Annotated in this window: 15 protein-coding genes; 5 read left to right on the top strand and 10 right to left on the bottom strand. The window is 70.2% G+C overall.

The annotated features are described in order from the left end of the window. Positions 1 to 44: 44 nt before the first annotated feature. Positions 45 to 1,127, bottom strand: a complete 1,083-nt coding sequence (locus DJ019_RS15200; RefSeq protein WP_111276916.1) for a Zn-dependent alcohol dehydrogenase — start codon at positions 1,125 to 1,127, stop codon at positions 45 to 47. Positions 1,128 to 1,249: 122 nt separating this feature from the next. Between DJ019_RS15200 and chrA the strand changes: the two genes are divergently transcribed. Next, a complete protein-coding gene (gene chrA / locus DJ019_RS15195) occupies positions 1,250 to 2,455 on the top strand; it encodes a chromate efflux transporter (RefSeq protein ID WP_111277095.1) in 1,206 nt (401 codons plus the stop codon). Here the strand turns inward: chrA and DJ019_RS15190 are convergent. From DJ019_RS15190 to ubiG, 6 genes are all read right to left on the bottom strand, one after another. Beyond that, a complete protein-coding gene (locus tag DJ019_RS15190; RefSeq protein WP_165844031.1) occupies positions 2,452 to 3,372 on the bottom strand; it encodes an alpha/beta fold hydrolase in 921 nt (306 codons plus the stop codon). The genes chrA and DJ019_RS15190 overlap by 4 nt on opposite strands. Positions 3,373 to 3,456: 84 nt before the next feature. Further along, positions 3,457 to 5,079 (bottom strand): long-chain fatty acid--CoA ligase, encoded by a 1,623-nt coding sequence (locus tag DJ019_RS15185; protein ID WP_111276914.1) that lies wholly within the window; start codon positions 5,077 to 5,079, stop codon positions 3,457 to 3,459. 58 nt (positions 5,080 to 5,137) lie between these two features. After that, complete coding sequence (locus DJ019_RS15180; RefSeq protein ID WP_111276913.1) at positions 5,138 to 6,235, bottom strand: NAD(P)-dependent alcohol dehydrogenase; 1,098 nt, start codon at positions 6,233 to 6,235, stop codon at positions 5,138 to 5,140. A gap of 94 nt (positions 6,236 to 6,329) precedes the next feature. Next, complete coding sequence (locus DJ019_RS15175; protein WP_111277094.1) at positions 6,330 to 6,932, bottom strand: CHRD domain-containing protein; 603 nt, start codon at positions 6,930 to 6,932, stop codon at positions 6,330 to 6,332. A 110-nt stretch (positions 6,933 to 7,042) separates the two neighbouring features. Next, entirely contained in the window at positions 7,043 to 7,846 is an 804-nt protein-coding gene (locus DJ019_RS15170) for an FkbM family methyltransferase (RefSeq protein ID WP_111276912.1), read from the bottom strand. Positions 7,847 to 7,882: 36 nt separating this feature from the next. Then, positions 7,883 to 8,626, bottom strand: coding sequence for a bifunctional 2-polyprenyl-6-hydroxyphenol methylase/3-demethylubiquinol 3-O-methyltransferase UbiG (gene ubiG, locus DJ019_RS15165; protein WP_111276911.1), 744 nt, complete (start codon positions 8,624 to 8,626; stop codon positions 7,883 to 7,885). A gap of 198 nt (positions 8,627 to 8,824) precedes the next feature. Here ubiG and DJ019_RS15160 point away from each other — a divergent pair, with 198 nt between their 5' ends. Further along, positions 8,825 to 10,072, top strand: a complete 1,248-nt coding sequence (locus tag DJ019_RS15160) for an aspartate kinase (RefSeq protein ID WP_111276910.1) — start codon at positions 8,825 to 8,827, stop codon at positions 10,070 to 10,072. Positions 10,073 to 10,108: 36 nt separating this feature from the next. Here DJ019_RS15160 and DJ019_RS15155 read toward each other — a convergent pair whose 3' ends face one another. Together DJ019_RS15155 and DJ019_RS15150 are read right to left on the bottom strand one after the other, a co-directional pair. Continuing rightward, positions 10,109 to 11,056, bottom strand: coding sequence for an HTH domain-containing protein (locus DJ019_RS15155; RefSeq protein ID WP_111276909.1), 948 nt, complete (start codon positions 11,054 to 11,056; stop codon positions 10,109 to 10,111). Positions 11,057 to 11,119: 63 nt separating this feature from the next. Next, positions 11,120 to 12,520 carry an MFS transporter gene (locus DJ019_RS15150; RefSeq protein WP_111276908.1) on the bottom strand — a complete coding sequence of 467 codons (1,401 nt, stop codon included), beginning with the start codon at positions 12,518 to 12,520 and terminating at the stop codon, positions 11,120 to 11,122. 69 nt (positions 12,521 to 12,589) lie between these two features. On the opposite strand from DJ019_RS15150, the gene DJ019_RS15145 reads away from it, so the two are divergent. After that, the gene (locus tag DJ019_RS15145) at positions 12,590 to 13,216 is read left to right on the top strand and encodes a helix-turn-helix transcriptional regulator (protein WP_111276907.1); all 627 of its coding nucleotides are present in this window, start codon (positions 12,590 to 12,592) and stop codon (positions 13,214 to 13,216) included. Here DJ019_RS15145 and DJ019_RS15140 read toward each other — a convergent pair. After that, a complete protein-coding gene (locus tag DJ019_RS15140) occupies positions 13,200 to 14,927 on the bottom strand; it encodes an alpha/beta hydrolase (protein ID WP_111276906.1) in 1,728 nt (575 codons plus the stop codon). The two genes, DJ019_RS15145 and DJ019_RS15140, sit on opposite strands and share 17 nt — an antisense overlap. A gap of 195 nt (positions 14,928 to 15,122) precedes the next feature. Between DJ019_RS15140 and ptsP the strand changes: the two genes are divergently transcribed. Beyond that, a complete protein-coding gene (gene ptsP, locus DJ019_RS15135) occupies positions 15,123 to 17,384 on the top strand; it encodes a phosphoenolpyruvate--protein phosphotransferase (RefSeq protein WP_111276905.1) in 2,262 nt (753 codons plus the stop codon). A gap of 55 nt (positions 17,385 to 17,439) precedes the next feature. Continuing rightward, positions 17,440 to 18,576, top strand: a complete 1,137-nt coding sequence (locus tag DJ019_RS15130) for a helix-turn-helix domain-containing protein (RefSeq protein WP_240606514.1) — start codon at positions 17,440 to 17,442, stop codon at positions 18,574 to 18,576. Positions 18,577 to 18,613 lie beyond the last annotated feature (37 nt).

Below are 18,613 nucleotides of genomic sequence, written 5' to 3'. Positions count from 1 at the left end.
GTGGATTGCTCCGCCGCGGCCCCATGTTCGACCTGTCGCGGCGATCAGGCGTCGAAGACGATCACCGAGCGCGCCACGGCGCCGGTCTTCATTTCCTCGAACGCCTCGTTGACCTGCTCCAGCTTGATGCGGCGGCTGATCATGTCGTCCAGGTGCAGCTTGCCGGCCATGTAGGCGTCGACCAGACGCGGCATGTCGACCGGGAAGCGGTTCGAACCCATCAGCGAGCCCTGGATGCGCTTTTCGCCGAGGAAGGCCGCGCCCATCAGGCTGATCGTCTGGCCGACCGGGATCATGCCGATGACGTTGGCGGTGCCGCCGCGGGCCAGCATGTTGAAGGCCTGCTCGGCCGTCACGGCGAGACCGATCGCCTCGAAGCTGTGCTGCACGCCGCCGCGGGTCATCTCGATCACCGTCTTCACGGCGTCCGGACCGCCGAGGACGAAGTCGGTCGCGCCCATGGACTTGGCGAGGTTCTCCTTACCCGGCGCCATGTCGATGGCGATGATCCGGCCGGCGCCGGCGATCGCCGCGCCGTTGATCGCCGCCAGGCCCACGCCGCCGCAGCCGATGACCGCCACGGTGTCGCCCGGGCGGACGTTGGACGTGTGGATCACGGCCCCGACGCCGGTCATCACGCCACAGCCGATGAGGGCGGCGCGGTCCAGCGGCATGTCCTTGCGGATCGCCACGCAGGCGTTCTCGTGGATCAGCATCTGCTCGGCGAAGGACGAAAGGTTCAGGTACTGCAGCATCGGGCCCTTGGTCGAGGACAGGCGCGGCTCATCCTCGTCGCGGCGCTTGGTCTCGGGCGACACGCAGCGGGCCATGTGGCCGGTGACGCAGTGGTCGCAGTGGCCGCAGAAGGCCGAGAGGCAGGTGATGACATGGTCGCCCGGCTTCACGCTGCGGACTTCAGAGCCCACGGCCTCGACGACGCCGGCGCTCTCGTGGCCCAGCACGGCGGGCATCGGATGGGGATACTTGCCCTCGATGAAGTGCAGGTCGGAGTGGCAGACGCCGGCCGCGGCCGTGCGGATCAGCACCTCCCGCGGACCCGGCTTCGAGATCTGCACGTCCTCGATCTGAAGCGGCTTGCCCACTTCGCGCAGCACAGCAGCCTTCATGGCGTCATTCCCCTTCTTCGAACAATCGTTGGATGAAGCCTTATCGCCGTTCAGATGCGGCTGGGAAGCCCCTATCCGACAAACGGGTCGACATCGGCGCGACCGCCTTCCATCTAGGGGCCATGGACGCCGCCCAGCCGGCCAAGGCCGTCTCCGCCCTGGACATATTCTTCGCCTTCCTGAAGCAGGGGCTGACGGCGTTCGGCGGACCCGTGGCGCACCTTGCCTACTTCCGGCGCGAGTTCGTGGAACGTCGGGGCTGGATCTCGGAATCCGCCTACGCCGACCTCGTCGCCCTGTGCAACTTCCTCCCCGGTCCGGCCTCGAGCCAGGTCGGCATGGCGATCGGCATGCGCCACGCCGGACTGCCCGGCGCCCTGGCGGCATTCGCCGGGTTCACGCTGCCCGCCGCGGTGGCCATGATCCTCTTTGCGCTCTCATCAGGCGAACTCATCGCCCGTTTCGGCCAGGGCTGGATTCATGGACTCAAGATCGCGGCCGCCGCCGTGGTCCTGCAGGCCGTGGTGCAGATGGCCCGCAACCTTGCCGTCGGACCGGTGCGGGCCGGGCTCGCCATCGGCGCGACGATCGGCCTGGTGATCGCCCAGTCCCCGGTCGCCCAGGCCGCGGCGATCGCCGCCGGCGGGCTGTTCGGCACGCTGATGCTGCGGGATGTGGGAGGCGCCGTGCCCCCGGACGATGCGGTGGAGACCGTCGACACCGGGACGGCGATCTTCGCGCTCGGCCTCTTCGTCGTCCTGCTGGTCACTCTCCCTGTCCTCGCGGTGCTTCTCGGCAATCCGGGGCTGGGCCTGGCGAGCGTCTTCTATCGGACCGGCGCGCTGGTCTTTGGCGGCGGTCACGTGGTGTTGCCGCTGCTGGAGGGTGAGATCGTCGCCCCGGGATGGCTGGACCACGACACCTTCCTGGCCGGCTACGGCGCGGTCCAGGCTCTGCCCGGCCCCCTCTTCAGCTTCGCCGGGTTCGTCGGCGCGGCCCAGACCTATGGTCCCAGGGGCGTCACCGGCGGGCTCATCGCCCTGTTCTCGATCTTTCTTCCGAGCCTGCTCCTGGTCACCGGAGCCCTGCCCTTCTGGGATCGATTGAAGCGGGAGGGCTGGGCCCGGGGCTTCATGGCCGGGGCCGGCGCCACGGTGGTCGGCGTGCTGGCGGCCGCGCTTTGGGACCCGGTGCTGATGGAGACGATCCGCCGCCCAGCCGACTGGGCGCTGTTCGCTGGCGCCTTCATCTTCCTGGCGGTCGCGAAGCTGCCGCCATGGCTGGTGGTCGTCGGCTTCGCGGTCGCGACGGGCGTGTTCCTAGCCTAGGCGGCGGAGGCCGTCGTGGGCAGCCGCGGGGCCCAGAGGGCCGGCAGCTTCGGCCAGCGGAAGGTCCAGGCCGGACCCTTGTGCGGGATGCAGGACTCGATGGCCTCCAGCAGGATCTCGGCCGGGCCGTCGTTGAGGAAGTGGTCGGCGCCCTCGGTCCGGACCACGCGGATCGGACGGCGGGTCACCGTCTCCTCGGCGAGCCGTTCGGCCACCTCCAGCGGGGCGAAGTCGTCCTTGTCGCCGTGGATCATGTGGATCGGGATATTGAGGCGGCCCAGGGCGCGCTTGGCATGGCGGAGCTGCGGCTTCTGACCGGTGACCTCGATCACCGCATGGCGCAGGTCCTTGGGAATCATCCTCAGCGCCTTGCCGCCCAGGTCCAGCAGCCAGCGGGCCGTCGGGCCGGCCTCGCCGAAGAAACCGGACAGCAGGACCAGGCCCGCGACCTTGCCGGGGTTCTGGTCGGCCATGATCGAGGCGATGGCGGCGCCATAGCTCTGGCCCACCAGCAGCACCTTCTGGCCGCGTGCGGCCTTCAGGACCGGCGCCAGCGCCTCAGCCTGGACGCGGATGTCGGTCACGGGGTGCAGCGGCTCGGAGGCGGCGTAGCCGGGCCGGTCCACGACGATCATCTCGCGGTCGGGCGGCAGCTCTGCCAGGGTCTCGGCCCAGTATTCCGCCCAGGAGGGCGCGCCAGTGATGACGACGATCTTCCACGGCGGCGGCGTCTCGCGCGGAGTCTCGATGGCCGAGATGCGCCAGCCGTGGCCGCCGCCCGCCAGGAAGCTGGTGCGGCGCACAACCGTCTCCGGGTAGTCGGCCGACGTGGGCGCGTGCTCCGTCCGGCCCTTGGCCGCGGCCTCGACCGCCGCCCACCCCATGGCGAGAACACCTTTCGGACGCTTGCGCGGCACCCCGACCTCCATCTGGCTCTACAGTGTCACCTGGGGGGCCTAACGCGCGGTGCAAGCCAGAGTTCGATTAGGTTTTCGTCATGGTCATGAGGTCGCAGGCGTGGACGACGCCAGCGTCTCCCGAAGCTCCCGCTTGAGCACCTTGCCCGTGGGCCCGATGGGCAGGGCGTCGACGATCCGCACCTCGTCCGGGACCCACCACTTGGCGACGCGCTCCGCCACGTGGACCTTCAGCGCCTCCGGCTCGGCTGTGTGACCGGGGCGCAGGGTGACGAGCAGCAGCGGCCGCTCGTCCCACTTCGGATGCGGCACGCCCACGGCGGCGGCCATGGCGACGGCCGGGTGCGAACAGACCGCGTCCTCCAGGTCGAGGGTCGATATCCACTCCCCGCCGGACTTGATCACGTCCTTGGCGCGGTCGGTGAGGCGCAGGTAGCCCTCGGCGTCGATGGTGGCGATGTCGCCGGTGTCGAACCAGCCGTCGGCGGTGAAGGCGGCCGCCCCGTCCTGCTTGAAGTAGGCGCTGGCGGTCCACGGCCCGCGCACCTGCAGGGCGCCGGCGCTTCGGCCGTCGCGGGGCTGCTCGCGACCATCATCGCCCATGATCCTGAGGTCGACTCCCCACAGGCCCCGGCCCTGTTTCAGCTTGCGCTGGGTGGCGGCGGCGCGATCCTCGCCGGCGTGATGCGGCAGCGGGGTGTTGATGACGCCGAGCGGGCTCATCTCGGTCATCCCCCAGATCTGGCGGACCGTGGCGCCCAATTTCTCTTCCACCCGGTCGATGAGGGCGGCGGTCGGCGCCGAGCCGCCGATGGCGACGTTGCGGACGGTCGTGAGGCGCCCGCCGGTCTGGTCCAGGTGGTCCAGGACGCCGACCCAGATGGTTGGCACCCCCAGCAGGAAGGTCGCGCCCTCGTTCACCGCCAGCTCACAGATCGAGGGGCCGTCGAGCTGTCGGCCCGGGAGCACGAGCCCCGCCCCCACCAGCGGCGCGGCGTAGGGCGTGCACCAGGCGTTGGCGTGGTACATCTGGGCGCAGGGCAGGACGACGTCCCGGGCCGAGAGGTCGAAGGCGTCGGGCAGCGCCAGCGCCAGGGCGTGCAGGACCGTCGAGCGATGGCCGTAGAGCACGCCCTTGGGATTGCCCGTGGTCCCCGAGGTGTAGCAGAGGCCCGAGGCCTGCCGCTCGTCGATCGCCGGCCACTCGAACTCGGGCGTCTCGGAGGCGATCAGGTCCTCGTAGACCAGCGCCCCCGGCACCTCCGGCGCATGGGCCCTATCGGTCATGGCCACCAGCTTGCGCACGCTCGGGATCCGCGGCGCGAGGGCCGCCACCTGGTCGGCGAAGGTGATGTCGAAGAAGAGGACGCCGTCCTCGGCATGACGGGCGACCCAGACGATCTGGTCGTCGTGCAGGCGCGGATTGATGGTGTGCAGCACCGCCCCGATGCCGGTGACGGCGAAGTAGAGCTCGAAGTGGCGATGGGTGCTCCAGGCCAGGGTCGCGACCCGGTCGCCGGGCTTCACCCCCATGGCCAGCAGGGCCTTGGCCATCTGCTTCGCCCGCCCCAGGGAGTCGGCGTAGCCATAGCGGTGGATCGGTCCCTCCACCGTCCGCGTCACGACCTTCCGGTCGGGGTGATAGAGCGCTGCATGCTCCAGGATCGACGGCAGCGTCAGCGGCCGGTCCATCATCAGTGCGAGCATGCGGTGGCTTCCTTCCCCTCGTTTGGTTGGCGGCAGCTTACACGGAAGGAGCGGCGGCTCAGAGCGTCAGCACCACCTTCACGCAGTCGCCATGGTGCTGGGCCTCGATGGCGGCGTTGATCTCGGCGAAGGGCCAGGTCTTCACCAGCTTTTCCAGGGGCAGGCGCCCGGCGCGCCATTCGTCGATCAGCCGGGGCAGGAATTCGTCGGGATCGCTGTCGCCCTCGATGATGCCACGCACCGTCTGGCCGAAGGTGAGGACCGAGCCCATGTCGCCCGGCAGCGGCGTACCGGGCGGCGGGATGCCGACGACGCCGAGCACGCCCTTGGGCGCCAGGCAGCCCATGATGGCGCCAAGCACGTCGGGACGCCCTGTCGTGTCGAACGCGTAGTCGACGCCGTGCGGAAGAACGGTCCGGACCGCGGCGGACAGGTCCCCAGCGGCCGGGTCCAGGACATGGGTGGCGCCCAGCGCCTTGGCCAGGTCCCGGCGGCCGGCGTGCGGCTCCAGCACGATGATCGTCGAACAGCCCTGGATCGCCGCGCCCATGACGGCCGATAGCCCCACCGCGCCGCCCCCGGTGATCAGGATCGACGAGCCTGCCGGCGCGGCGAGGGCCAGCATGACGCCGCCGGCTCCCGTCTGGATGCCGCAACCGAGCGGCGCGGCGAGCTCGAACGGGATGTCGTCGGGCAGCCTCACCAGGTTGCGCTCGTAGGCCAGGGCGTAGCTGGCGAACGACGACTGGCCGAAGAAGTTCGACGATACGTCCGCCTCCCCCTCGTGGAGCGCCTTCGATCCGTCGGGCCGCATGCCGATGTAGTTCAGCGCCGGCATCATGTAGCAGTAGGCCGGATCGCCGCTGGCGCACCGGTCGCAGGCGCCGCACGAGCGGAAGGTGATGGCCACCCGGTCGCCGGGCTTCACCTTGGTCACATCCGCGCCCACCGCGTCGACGACGCCCGCGCCCTCATGACCGAACACTGCCGGCAAAGCGATCGGCATCGCCCCGTCCCGGGCGACGAGATCGGTATGGCAGACGCCCACGGCGGCGATGCGAACCCTCACCTCATCCGGTCGGGGATCGTCGAGCCGCACGGTGGCGAATTCGAACGGCGCGCCGGCGGCGCGGGTGATGGCGGCCGTCACGTCCATGGCCTGGTCCTCCCGGGGTCTGTCGCCCCTCCCCTCCGGCGTAGCACTCGGGCGGGAGATGACCAATCCGGCCCCTACGGCAGGGTCGGAAGGCTCAAGCGGACGCCCCGACGGCCCTCCGGCGCAGCGCGGCGCCCGCCAGGCCAAACCCTGCGATCAACAGCGCCCAGACCCCCGGCTCAGGCACAGCCGCCGCATAGAAGCCGCGGATTTCGCCGCCCGGGAAGACCTCGGTATGGATGTTGAAATAGGCGCGACCCTGCTCGAGGGCGACCAGGAGAGCGGCCTCCGCCCCCAGCGGCGTGCCGCCGTTGTTATTGATGAAGGTCAGGTTCCAGGTCGAGGTCTGGGTTGTGTCGAAGGTGTGGTCCCAGTTTCCAGCGGTCACGCCGAGGGGGAAGCCAACGAAGCTGGGTGTCTGGGTGGCCACAGCCGCCACGCCGGCGCCGGGGGCCGCCGTCGGACCATGGACGTGGGCGGCGGTCGTGTTCCCGATCAAGTCCTGGAACTCGGCGGTGATGCGCAGGGTGTGCGCATCGGTATCGAGGTACAATCGACTGTAGCCGAACCCGGGAGAGGCATTGGGCGAAGCTTCGTTCGCGCCATTCAGATCCGCCTCGAAGACATAGGTCGCAGCCACTGCAGGGCCGCCCGCCCCGCATGCCGCCAGCGCAAGCGCCAAGGTCAGAGCCCGCATCAGCCCCTCCATGCCCGCCGCCCCCGGCCTGAGCGGGAGCCAGCAAACGCCCGTCGCGACCCGGGGTCAATGGCTACCGAACCTTGGTATTCAAGGCGAGCCGGCGCGTCTCAGGCGGCCATGCGCGCCTTGAAAACGCCGTCGGGAAGCCGCCCCGCCTTGCTGGGGTGGATGAAGAAGTAGTCCTTCCAGGGCAGCCCCTCGACCAGGGTCTGGCGCTCCTCCAGCCGGTCGCCGTTGAGGGCGAACATGCGGTAGCCGCGGTCGCGGAAGATATCGAGCACCGCCTCGCCCGAGGCGCCGAAGCGGGCCTGGAGCATGTCCGGATGGATTTCCAGGAGCACGTGAGGCCGGTCGCGGTCGAGGATCTCCAGCGCCCCCATCAGGGCCTTCAGCTCGGCGCCCTCGATGTCCATGCGGATGAAGTCGACCTTGTCGATGCCATGCTCCCGGCAGAACGCGTCGAGAGTCAGGACGGGCGTCGGCTGCACGTCCATGCCGGTGTCCTCGAGGTCCGGCCGCGCCGGGCCGTTGGGGCGGGTCTCGGCGACGTAGGCGTAGGCGCGACCCATGCGCCCGGAGGTCTTCTTCGGCGTGACCAGCAGCAGTTCGCCCGGCTGGTCGGCGACGGCGGCGTGGATCGGGGTCACCTGCCGGCCGATCCGGTGCCAGGCGATGGTGGTCTTCAGCACCTCGAAGGCGAAGGCCGACGGCTCGAAGGCCCAGATGCGCGCCTTGGGCGCCACCTGGGTCATCACATAGGAATGGCGGCCGTCGCTGGCGCCGACGTGCAGGCAGACGGGCACGCCCGACAGCAGATCCGCGAGATACGGCGTCTCGGGCTCGTGCTTGGCCCACCGGCGATTCCGCCGCCAGGCGCGGAAGGCATGGCTGAGCACCCGTAGCGAAGGCATGTCTGCTCCTGGAGGCCCCCAAGCCCCGGCGCGCGCCTAGGCTGCGTCGCGCACCACCGTCATCATGTAGTTCACGTCCGTGTCGGTCGATTCCGTCCACCGGCCGGTGAGCGGGTTGAACACGACGCCGTAGGGTCCGTCCACCTCTACGGGCTCGCCGGACAGGAAGTCGCGGATTTCGGCGGGTTTCAGGAACCTGGACCAGTCGTGGGTGCCGGCGGGCAGCCAGCGCAGGACGTACTCGGCGCCGACCTTGGCCAGGGCAAAGGCCTTCAGCGTGCGGTTCATGGTGGCCACGATCATCAGGCCACCGGGCTTCAGCAGGCGGGCGCAGGCGCGGAGGTACTCGCCCGGATCGGCCACGTGCTCGATCACCTCCATGTTGAGGATCACGTCAAACGGCGGCTCGCCGGCCTCGAGCAGGGCCTCGGCGGTCGAGGCGCGATAGTCGATCTCGAGACCCTGTTCGGCCGCATGGGTCGCGGCGGTGGCGATGTTGCGCTCCGAGGCGTCCACCCCGGTGACGGCGAAGCCGAGCCGCGTCATCGGCTCTGACAGCAGCCCCCCGCCGCAGCCGATGTCGAGCAGGCGCAGGCCCTCGAACGGGCGGCGGGCTTTCGGATCGCGGCCAAAGCGATAGAGCGCCTGGTCGCGGATGAAGGCCAGGCGGACGGGGTTGAACTTGTGCAGGGGCGCGAACTTGCCCTTGGGGTCCCACCACTCGGCGGCGATGCGCGAGAAGCGTTCGACCTCGGCGGGATCGATGGAGGAGACGGCCATGGGCGCGTTCTAGGTCGGAACGGCCGCGCGAAAAACCCGAAAGAGGCGCCTCGGCGCTCGCTGCCGGAGCATTGAGGCAGTCTTTGCCCCTGGCGCCGTGACAAGATGCGCCAAGAGGGCAGAATCTCGCCGTTGCGGCTCTGCATCCTGGCCGCTATGACGCACCGCCCTTCGGCGGCGCAGCAACACGCGAGAGCCATGTCCCGGCTGGTTATGAAATTCGGCGGCACTTCGGTGGCCGACCTGGAGCGTATCCGGCGCGTGGGGCGGCTCGTGGCGGCCGAGGTGGCTGCGGGCCACAAGGTGGCGGTGGTGGTCTCGGCCATGGCCGGCAAGACCAACGAGCTGGTGGCCTGGACCGACGGCGCCGGCGCGGCCGCCCAGGGCCTGCCGCCGTCGGACGACGAATACGATGTGGTGGTCGCGTCGGGCGAGCAGGTGACCGCCGGCCTCCTGGCCATGACCCTGCGCAACATGGGCCTGCCCGCGCGCTCGTGGATGGGTTGGCAGATCCCGATCATCGCCGACGACGCCCACGGTCGCGCCCGCATCGACGACATCCCGCCCGAGAAGCTGGGCGCAGCGCTCGACGCCGGCGAGGTGGCCGTGATCGCGGGGTTCCAGGGCGTGACCCGCGACGGCCGCATCGCCACCCTGGGCCGCGGCGGCTCGGACACCAGCGCCGTGGCCATCGCCGCCGCGCTCGGCTGCGCGTGCGACATCTACACCGACGTGGACGGCGTCTACACGACCGACCCGCGGATCGAATCCAAGGCTAAGAAGCTGGCCAAGATCTCCTACGAGGAGATGCTGGAGATGGCCTCGCTCGGCGCCAAGGTTCTGCAGACCCGCTCGGTCGAGATGGCCATGGCCTACAATGTGCCCGTCCGGGTGCTGTCCAGTTTTGTCGAGCCCGGCGAAGCGCCCGGCCAGGGCACCATCGTGTGCGACGAGGAGGAGATCGTGGAGAAGCGGATCGTGAGCGGCGTGGCCTACAGCCGCGACGAGGCGAAGATCAGCCTCTTCGGCCTGCCCGACCATCCCGGCGTCTCGTCGATGGTCTTCGGCGCGCTGGCCGACGCGAACGTGAACGTGGACATGATCGTCCAGAGCCACGCTCGCACAGCCGACACCGCGAACATGGAGTTCACGGTGGGCAAGCGAGACGCCCAGCGGGCCGTCGAGATCATCCGCGCCGCCCAGCCGCAGATCGGCTTCGAGGACGTGCGGGTGAACGAGGACGTCGCCAAGGTGTCGGTGATCGGCGTCGGCATGCGCAGCCACACCGGCGTCGCCAAGACCATGTTCCAGGCGCTGGCCGAGAAGGGCGTCAACATCCAGGTGATCTCGACGTCGGAGATCAAGATCAGCGTGCTGATCGACGCGGCCTATACCGAGCTGGCCGTGCGCGCCCTGCACGCCGCCTATGGCCTGGACCAGCTCTGACGGTCTGAACGGGGTATGTCGCGCGGTCGTTGAGCCTCAGGCGGCCGCCGCCGATTCCGCTTCCGCGCGCCAGGCCTCGATGGCGCCTACCTTTGCGAGGCCCCGGTAGAGACGGCGCAGGTTGGCGTCGTTGACCTCGATCAGTTCGTCGGTCTTCAGCCGCATCATGCTCTCGACGGGCAGGATGTAGCCGGCGCCACGGCGCGCCACCAGGCCCTCGGCCGTGAGGCTGACCAGCCGTCGGCGGACGGTCTCGCGATCCACCCGCAGGCGTTCCGCGATCAGGCTGGCCCCCACAGGCGTCTTCACGGCGTCCGGCGCCAGGGCCGGACCATTCGGCTGCTGGAAGCGGTCACGGCTGTCGCCGAGCGCCGCGGTGGTCTCCCGCACGAGCTGGAACAGGATCAGTCCGTTCAGCACGTCGCCTGTCCGCACACGCAGCTGATCGACGATCCGCAGGCAGTAGTCGGCCGAGTGCCGAACCGACGCGCGGAGGGGCGGCGGGTCGCCAGGACGCCACGCTGTCGCCGGCCAGGCTTGCCCATCGAAGAACCCGAGAACCTCCAGTCGGCGGAACGTCCTCTGCAGCACACGGTAGTTGTCCATGATCACCGCCGCGTGGGCGGGGGTCTCCAGGGACCGCTGCGGAACGATCACGCCATCCGGGCCGATCTCGCACCGACCGCGATCGCGCAGGCGGGCCACGCGGCGGCGCACGGTCTCGAAAGGCAGGCCGGTGGCCCCCGCCAGGGCTGCAACGCTGATCGGCCGACGCAGTTCGTCGGGTGGCGGCTGCACCGCATAGGCGCTTTCGAGATCGCTGCGCGCCATGACCGGACCGAGATTGGCCTGGACGATGCTGACCCAGATCAGCGTGTCCACCGCATCCAGGTCGCCACGCGTGGCCTCGATCAGGTCGAGCAGAAGATCTTTTCCGACCACCATGGCGGCAGAGGAAAGACCGGTATGGCGAGCGGGCTCCATGCCGAAGCTCTATTCGACATAACATCGATTCATCAATGCGACGAACGGTTGCATCTGCTCGCGTCATCGTCCCGCGGAGGCGTCATCCCGGGTCAGCCGAAACGCCGCCCAGGCGCCGGCTACAGCCAGAGGAATGACCGCAACGAAGACCCAGACGGAAGCCGCGCGGGCGCTGGCGTCCGTGAGTCCCCCTGAAAAGCCGACCAGATTCGCCGCCACGCCCGAGATCGCCGCGCCCGCGGCGCCGCCGGTCTGGCGGACGGCCGTGATGGCGGACGAGCCGATGGCGCGGTCCTCGTCCGACAACGCCGCCATGATCCGACGGCTCATGAACGCCCAGGAGAGGCCAAAGGCCGCACCGAGCAGCGATCCGCCGAGCAGCACGAACGCCAGGTGCGCGTCCGCCATCGCCCAGGCCAGGACGAGCAGGCTGGCCACGAGCATCAGCGCGCCGATGCGCGTCCAGCGCCGGTCCCAGGCCCCCACCGCCCCGGCCACGGCGATGGCGGACACGGTCCAGGCGAGCGATTCCACGGCCACCACATAGCCGGCCCAGAGCGGCGAAAAACCGCGGAGCTGCTGGAGGATGGGCGGCCCGTAGATGGCGAAGCCCATCGAGGCCGCCGTCATGGCGAAGCCTGCGAAATAGCCCGAGCCGCAGACCGTCCGCAGGTCGGAAGCGCCGATCGGCAGCAGCCTGATGGGCGCGCGGCCGTCCATCCAGACCACCAGCGCCAGGATCGCGAGGCCCGCGAGCACCAGCGATACCGAGCCTGCGGCCGAGCCCGCGAGATCGGCGACCGCAATGGCGCCCACCCCCAGGCTCAGTACGCCGAGCTGTGGCCACGGGACGCCCGGACCGCCGCGGGCCTCGCCACGGCCGCCCAGCAGCAGGGGCGCGGCCACGCTGAACACCACCGCCTGCACGGCGAACAGCCAGAAGACATCGCGCCAGTCCCCGCTTTCGACCACGAGGCCGCCGAACAGCGGTCCCAGCACGGTGGCGATGCCCCAGACGAAGGTGACCGCCGCAAAGACGCGCGCCAGATGCCGCTCCGGGAACAGGAATGCGATAGCGACCATGGCGAAGCCGGAGATCCAGCCGCTGCCCAGGCCCTGGACAACCCGCCCGGCCAGGAAGAGGCCGATGTCTGACGCAGCAGCGCTCATCACACAGCCCAGGGCCATGACCACGCCGCCGAACGCCGTGGCCCGGCGCAGGCCGAAGATTTCCGAGACCCGGCCGGCGCTGGCCCCCGCGAGGATCGCCCCGACGAAGAAGCCGGCGGTCGCCCAGGAGAAATAGGCGAACCCGCCCAGGTCACGCCCCACGCTCGGCAGGATGGTGGAGGTGACGAGGCTGTCGGCCGCATTCAGCCAGACGCCCAGCATGATCACCGCGAAGCGCGGCAGACGCCCCTCGCCCAGCAGGTCGCCCCAGGTATTGGCGCGGGCGGACTCCATTTTGACAACCTCGGACATGTCGAATTAGCTGGACGGGCGGCAGATATTTTGCAATGAGATTATTGTCAAATGCGCGCGCCGGCCGACCGTATCCTGTTTCACCTCAAATCGCGCGGTCCCAGCGAGACCCTGACGCTCGCCGGCGAGCTAGGGATCAGCCGCCAGGCGGCGTTGCAGCACCTCGAACGGCTGGCCGCAGAGGGCCTCGTGACCCACCAGGACGAACGTCGCGGCGTGGGCCGGCCGCGGCGGCTCTGGTCCTTGACCGACAAGGCGCAAGGCCGCTTTCCCGACGCCCACGCCCAGTTGACCGTCGAGATGCTTGACGCCCTGCGGGCCGAGTTCGGCGAGGCGGGCGTGGAGCGGTTGATCTCAAGACGCGAGGCGGCCACGGCGCGCGCCTATGCCGAGACGATGGCGCATCAGAACACCCTCCAGGACCGCGTGGCGGCCCTGGCCGAGATCCGGACGGCGGAAGGCTATATGGCCGACTGGTCGCCGGACCCTGGCGGCGGCTTCCTCCTCGTGGAGAACCACTGCCCGATCTGCGCGGCGGCGGCCGCCTGCCAGGGATTCTGCCGCGCCGAACAGGCGGTGTTCGAGGCGGTGTTGGGGACCGGCGTCCGGATCGAACGTACCGACCACATCCTGGCCGGCGCCCGACGGTGCGCCTACCGGATCACCGCTTCGCCGTAGCCGCGCCGGGGACCTGGAACTCGAAGCCTGGCGCCCAGTGGTTGGCCGTGCCCGCGGTGATGTACCAGCTCATGAACAGGGCGCAGATCAGGGCGCCGGGCACATAGGAGTTGGTGCGCCGCCAGGTCCAGGCGCCGATCACGCCGACGAACCCCAGCAGCGGCACGAACTGGAGGGCGATGACCACGTTCAGCGGCTCGGTCGGTGTCGCCAGAAGACCGGTCCCGAAGAGCGTCGCGTACTGCCAGCCCACCAGCACGAGGAAGCCGCCCGCCATCGCCGTCTTCGCCCAGGCCAGCGAGGCCAGCCACCCCTCGCCCCGCACTGGAATCCGGGCGCAGAACGCGCGCATGGCGATGAGGAAGAACACGGTCCAGAGCAGCAGGTATGCGGGAAGCTGCGCGGCCCGTTCCGGACTGAGCGGCTTCAGCCCCACCACCCAGAACCGGAAGTCGACCTTGAAGAGGGAGTCGACCACCACCAGGGCGAAATAGCCCGTCGCGACGCTGAGGATCGCGGCGAACGCGGAGAGCCCCCAGCGGTTGGTGAACGTCGCCCGGGTCTTCAGGACCAGCCCCAGGACGACGGTGATCGCCGCCGTCCCCAGCGCCCAGACCAGCAGCTGGTTGTGGACCCATTGGGCGAGACCCGGCATCGGGAAGAAGAGCTGGCCCACCTTCATCAGCGGCAGGTAGGTGACCGCCGGCAGGGCCGCGGTGAGAACCAGCCAGAGCCACCATCTCCTGTCGCGTCGCTCCGCGGCGGGCTCTCCCGGGTGCGCCAGCGCCCGGAGCGGCGGCACGGTCAGGGCCATGTCGAAGGTCGCCAGCACCAGCCAGCCGAACCCAATGAAGGCGACCAGCGTGCCGACTTCCTTCCAGATCCAGACCTGATCGGCCGGCGGGCGCGGCGCGGGCGCCGGAATGACCCGCTGCAACCACTCCACGGCGTTCCCGACGCCGGAGGCGGAGAAGTGCTCCCAGGGGTGGGTGATCGGCGGATTCGTCATCCAACGCGCCGACCCGTCGGCGATGGAGCCGTAGAGGCGGCGCGCCTGCACGGGCTCGGCGACGCCGAACAGGGCCTGGAGTTTCGGCGAGGCCGCGATCTCGGAGCCTTTCGGGACGCCCCACATGAGGCCGGCGAACTCGTCATACTGGCCGAACACCACGGCGAGATTTCGCGGGTTGGCCGGCGCCGGCGCGCCCAGCAGGCCCGGCGTCGAGCCTTCCAGCACGATGGCGCGGTAGCCGTCGGGATCGGCGAGCGCCGCCGCCATCACCGGCCCGCCGCCCATGGAATGTCCCTCGAGGCCGATGGCGCGTCGGTCCACGAACGGCAGCGACTTCAGGTACCGCAGCGCCGCGGGCCCGCCGAAGCCCGCCGTCCCGACCACGCCGCCCGAATAGCCATGGCCGGTCATGTCCATGGCCAGCACCACATAGCCCCGACGCGACAGCTCGATGGCGAACGGGCTCTGCATCTCGCGGGTGTTGATGTAGCCGTGGCTGACCAGCACCGCGGGCGCGGGCGACTGCGGCGTGGCCGTGGCGGGCCGGTAGAGCAGCCCGGACACCTCGACGCCCGGCTGAGCCAGGACGCGCACTTCCGAAACCGTCACGGCGCCGGCGGCGGTCTGGATCCGGCTGGCGAGGTAGGCCCCGCCCAGCACCAGCGCCCAAGCCAGCACGATCGCAATCCACCTGCGCATGACGTCTCCCCCCGTCTCTTGTCGTTGCAGGAACGATGGGCCGGCTGGCCGGGAAGCTCAAGCACACCGCGCGCGGCGCGTTTCAAACCGAGGCAGATCCGAAAACCGAACGCCGCAACGCCGTTAGAGGCTCGGTTCCGACAGACAAAACTGCTAATTCACGGACAAGGAACGGGAGGAGCGAAGCCGGGATCGATGATCGCGCCGGTCGCCATACGTGGTCAGCGGAGCCTGCTGCGGCAGATTCGTGAGGCGCTCGCCGGGGGTGGCCCGGCGCAGCAGCGCCTGGACATGGTCGTGCGCATCATCGCGCTGTCCATGGTGGCGGAGGTGTGCTCGATCTACCTCCGCCGGGCCAATGGCGAGATGGAGCTGTTCGCCACCGAGGGCCTGGACGTCAGCGCCGTCCACGTGACGCGGATGAAGCCGGGCGAGGGCCTGGTGGGCGAGATCATGCGCCTGGGCCGACCGCTGAACCTGGCGGACGCTCCCGAGCATCCGGCCTTCTCGTATCGCCCCGAAACGGGCGAGGACCCCTATCACGCCTTCCTCGGCGTGCCGCTGCTGCGTGGCGGCCGAGCGATCGGGGTGCTGGTCGTCCAGAACCGCACCGCCCGGACCTACACCGAGGACGAGGTCGAGGACCTGCAGATCGTCGCCATGGTCCTGGCCGAGATGGTGGCCTCGGGCGAGTTGGTCAGCGTGGGCGAGTTGGAGGGGGTGGAACTGGCCCCCCGACGGCCCGAGCGCCTAAAGGGCAGCCGCTTCGCCGAGGGCCTGGCCTACGGGGTGGCGGTGCTTCACGAACCGCCGGTGGCCTCGTCGCAGCTGCTTTCGGACGACGTGGCGGCGGAAGAGGCCCGGCTGGCGGCGGCGCTGGAGGCGTTGAAGAGCCAGATCGACAACATGCTGGAGGGCCAGCACGGCCTGATGGACGCGAGCTACGAGGTGCTCGAGACCTACCGCATGTTCGCCCACGACCGGGGCTGGAACCGCAGTCTCGAGGACGCGGTGAAGAACGGCCTGACCGCCGAGGCGGCGGTGGAGCGGGTGCGGTCCGAGCATCGGGCGCGGTTGGGCCAGGCGCGCGACCCCTACCTGCGCGAAAGGCTGCACGACCTCGAGGACCTGAACGACCGGCTCCTGCGGCACCTTTCCGGCAACGGCAGCGTGGCCCGCGACCTGCCGGACAACGCCGTGCTGATCGCGCGGAACCTCGGACCGGCCGACCTGCTGGAATACGACCGCCACAAGCTGCGCGGCCTTCTGCTGGAGGAAGGCTCGTCGGCCAGCCACGCGGCGATCGTCGCGCGGGCGCTGGACATTCCGTGCGTGGGCCGCCTGCAGGGCCTGCGGGACCGGGTGTCGGAAGGCGATCCGGTGATCGTGGACGCCGAGACGGCCGAGGCCTACCTGCGCCCCCGGCCCGACGTGGTGAAGGCGATCCAGGCCCGCATCGACGTGCGCCGGCAGCGGCAGGCCGAGTTCGCCAAGCTGCGCGAAACGCCGGCCTTCACCCGCGACGGCGTGAAGGTCACGCTGCTGATGAACGCCGGCCTGGATGTGGACCTGGAGGTGCTGGCGGACACCGGCGCGGAAGGGATCGGCCTGTTCCGCACCGAATTCCAGTTCATGGTCTCGGAGGAGATGCCCCGGGGCGACGCCCAGACGGCGCTCTACTGCCGGGTGATGGACGCGGCCGGCGACAAGCCGGTGACTTTCCGCACCCTCGACCTCGGCGGCGACAAGGCGCTGCCGTATATGGAGGCCGAGCGCGAGGAGAACCCGGCCCTCGGCTGGCGCGCCGTGCGCATGGGTCTGGACCGTCCGGCCCTGCTCCGCCTTCAGCTCCGCGCGTTGATCGCGGCGTCGAAGGGCCGCCCGCTCAGGATCATGTTCCCGCTGGTCGCGAGCTGCGACGAGTTCCGCCAGGCGCGAGCCCTGGTGGATACCGAGATCGCCTGGGCGCAGCGGCGCGGCCGGCCCGCGCCGTCGCGGCTGGACGTCGGGGCGATGATCGAGGCGCCGTCGGTGATCTGGCACCTGGACGCCCTGCTGCCGATGACCGACTTCGTCAGCGTCGGCACCAACGACCTGATGCAGTACCTGTTCGCCGCCGACCGTGGGAACCCGCGGGTGTCGGACCGCTACGACTTCCTGTCGCCGCCGGCGCTCAGGGCCATGGAGGCGATCCAGAAGGCCTGCGCCGAGACCGGCACGCCGGTCAGTGTGTGCGGCGAGATGGCCGGCCGGCCGCTGGAGGCCTTCGCGCTGGTGGCCCTGGGCTATGAGCGGCTGTCCATGCCGCCCGCCGGGGTGGGTCCGGTGAAGCAGATGGTGCTGTCCTGCGACCGCGAGGCGGCTCGACGCGGGGTCTCGGCCCTGCTGAAGTCGAGCGCGGGCTCGGTGCGGAACGAGATTGAAACCCTGGCGCGCAAACTCTACCTCGCCGTCTGAACTCCGCCACGAATCCGTAGAGAGTATGACGGCGCAAGGAGCGCCCTTGACCGCCGTGCTACGTAGACGCCCCTCCAAGAGCAAGGCCGCCCCGGCCGGTCGGGGTCGCGGACGCGTTCTCGACCTCGGGGGCGAGACCGACTCCACCGTCGAGGCGGCCGCCGACGTGGCCGTGGATCCGCTCTACTCCCACGCTTCCATCGGCGAGGCGCTGCAGGCCATCCGGCTGGAGAAGGGCCTGACCCTCGTCGAGCTGGCCGAGACCACCCGCGTGCGCCGCGCGTACCTGGAAGCGCTGGAGGAGATGCGGCTGGACGCCCTGCCCTCGCGCCCCTTCACGATCGGCTACATCCGCGCCTATGCGACGGCGCTTGGGGTCGATCCCGACCTGGCCACCGAGCGCTTCAAGACCGACGAGCCGGTGCTGGACGAGCCGCTTCGCGCGCCCGTCGGGGTCCCCGACGAAAAGGACCCGCGCATCGCCGCCTTTCTGATCGGCGCCTTGCTCATCATTGCGGCCATCGGGCTGTGGAACGTCGCCCAGCGGGCCATGATCGCCGCCGCCCCGCCACCGCCGCTCGCCGCCCATGACGTGGCCGAGAAGGCGCTGGCTCAGGTGAAGTCCGGACCGGTGGCGCTGGGCGCCCCGCTCCCGGCCCCGGTGGAATCCACCACGCCCCCCGTCTACGAGACCCCGGGACTGGCGGAGGCCATGGGTCTGAAGCCGATCGATCCGGGCGCCCCCGAAGGCGGTCACCGTCCCAAGCCCGTGGGCGAGGTGGTTCCGATGGACCTCGCGACCCTGCCGCAGGTGTTCACTCCGGCCGGGCGGATCTTCGACGCCGGCAATCCCCGGCTGAATTCGGCCGTGCTCATCCAGGCCGTGAAGCCGGCCGCCCTGATCGTTCGGGGCGCGGACGGCTCGGTCTATTTCGCCCGGCAGCTCGCCAAGGGAGAGGCCTATCGCGTGCCGAAGGTCGCCGGCCTGACGCTGGATGTCTCGTCGCAGTACGACTTCCAGGTGTTCGTGAGCGGGCAGTCCAAGGGCTTCCTGCCGTCGCAGCAGGTGCTGGCCTCGAAACTGGGCGATGCGCCGGCCGCCCCCCCCGCGCCGGCCCGCGCGCCCGCCGCAGCGGCGCCGGCGGCCCCGAAGCTTCTCAACCTGCCCCCCGCCAACACAGCCCCGCGCTGACCTGCCTTGGGTTCGGCGGCCAAACCGCCTATTTTCC

Source organism: Phenylobacterium kunshanense, assembly GCF_003254525.1.
Taxonomy (GTDB): Bacteria; Pseudomonadota; Alphaproteobacteria; order Caulobacterales; family Caulobacteraceae; genus Phenylobacterium; species Phenylobacterium kunshanense.
Note: the sequence above shows the minus strand (reverse complement) of the source record. Positions and strands in the feature narration are given on the sequence as shown.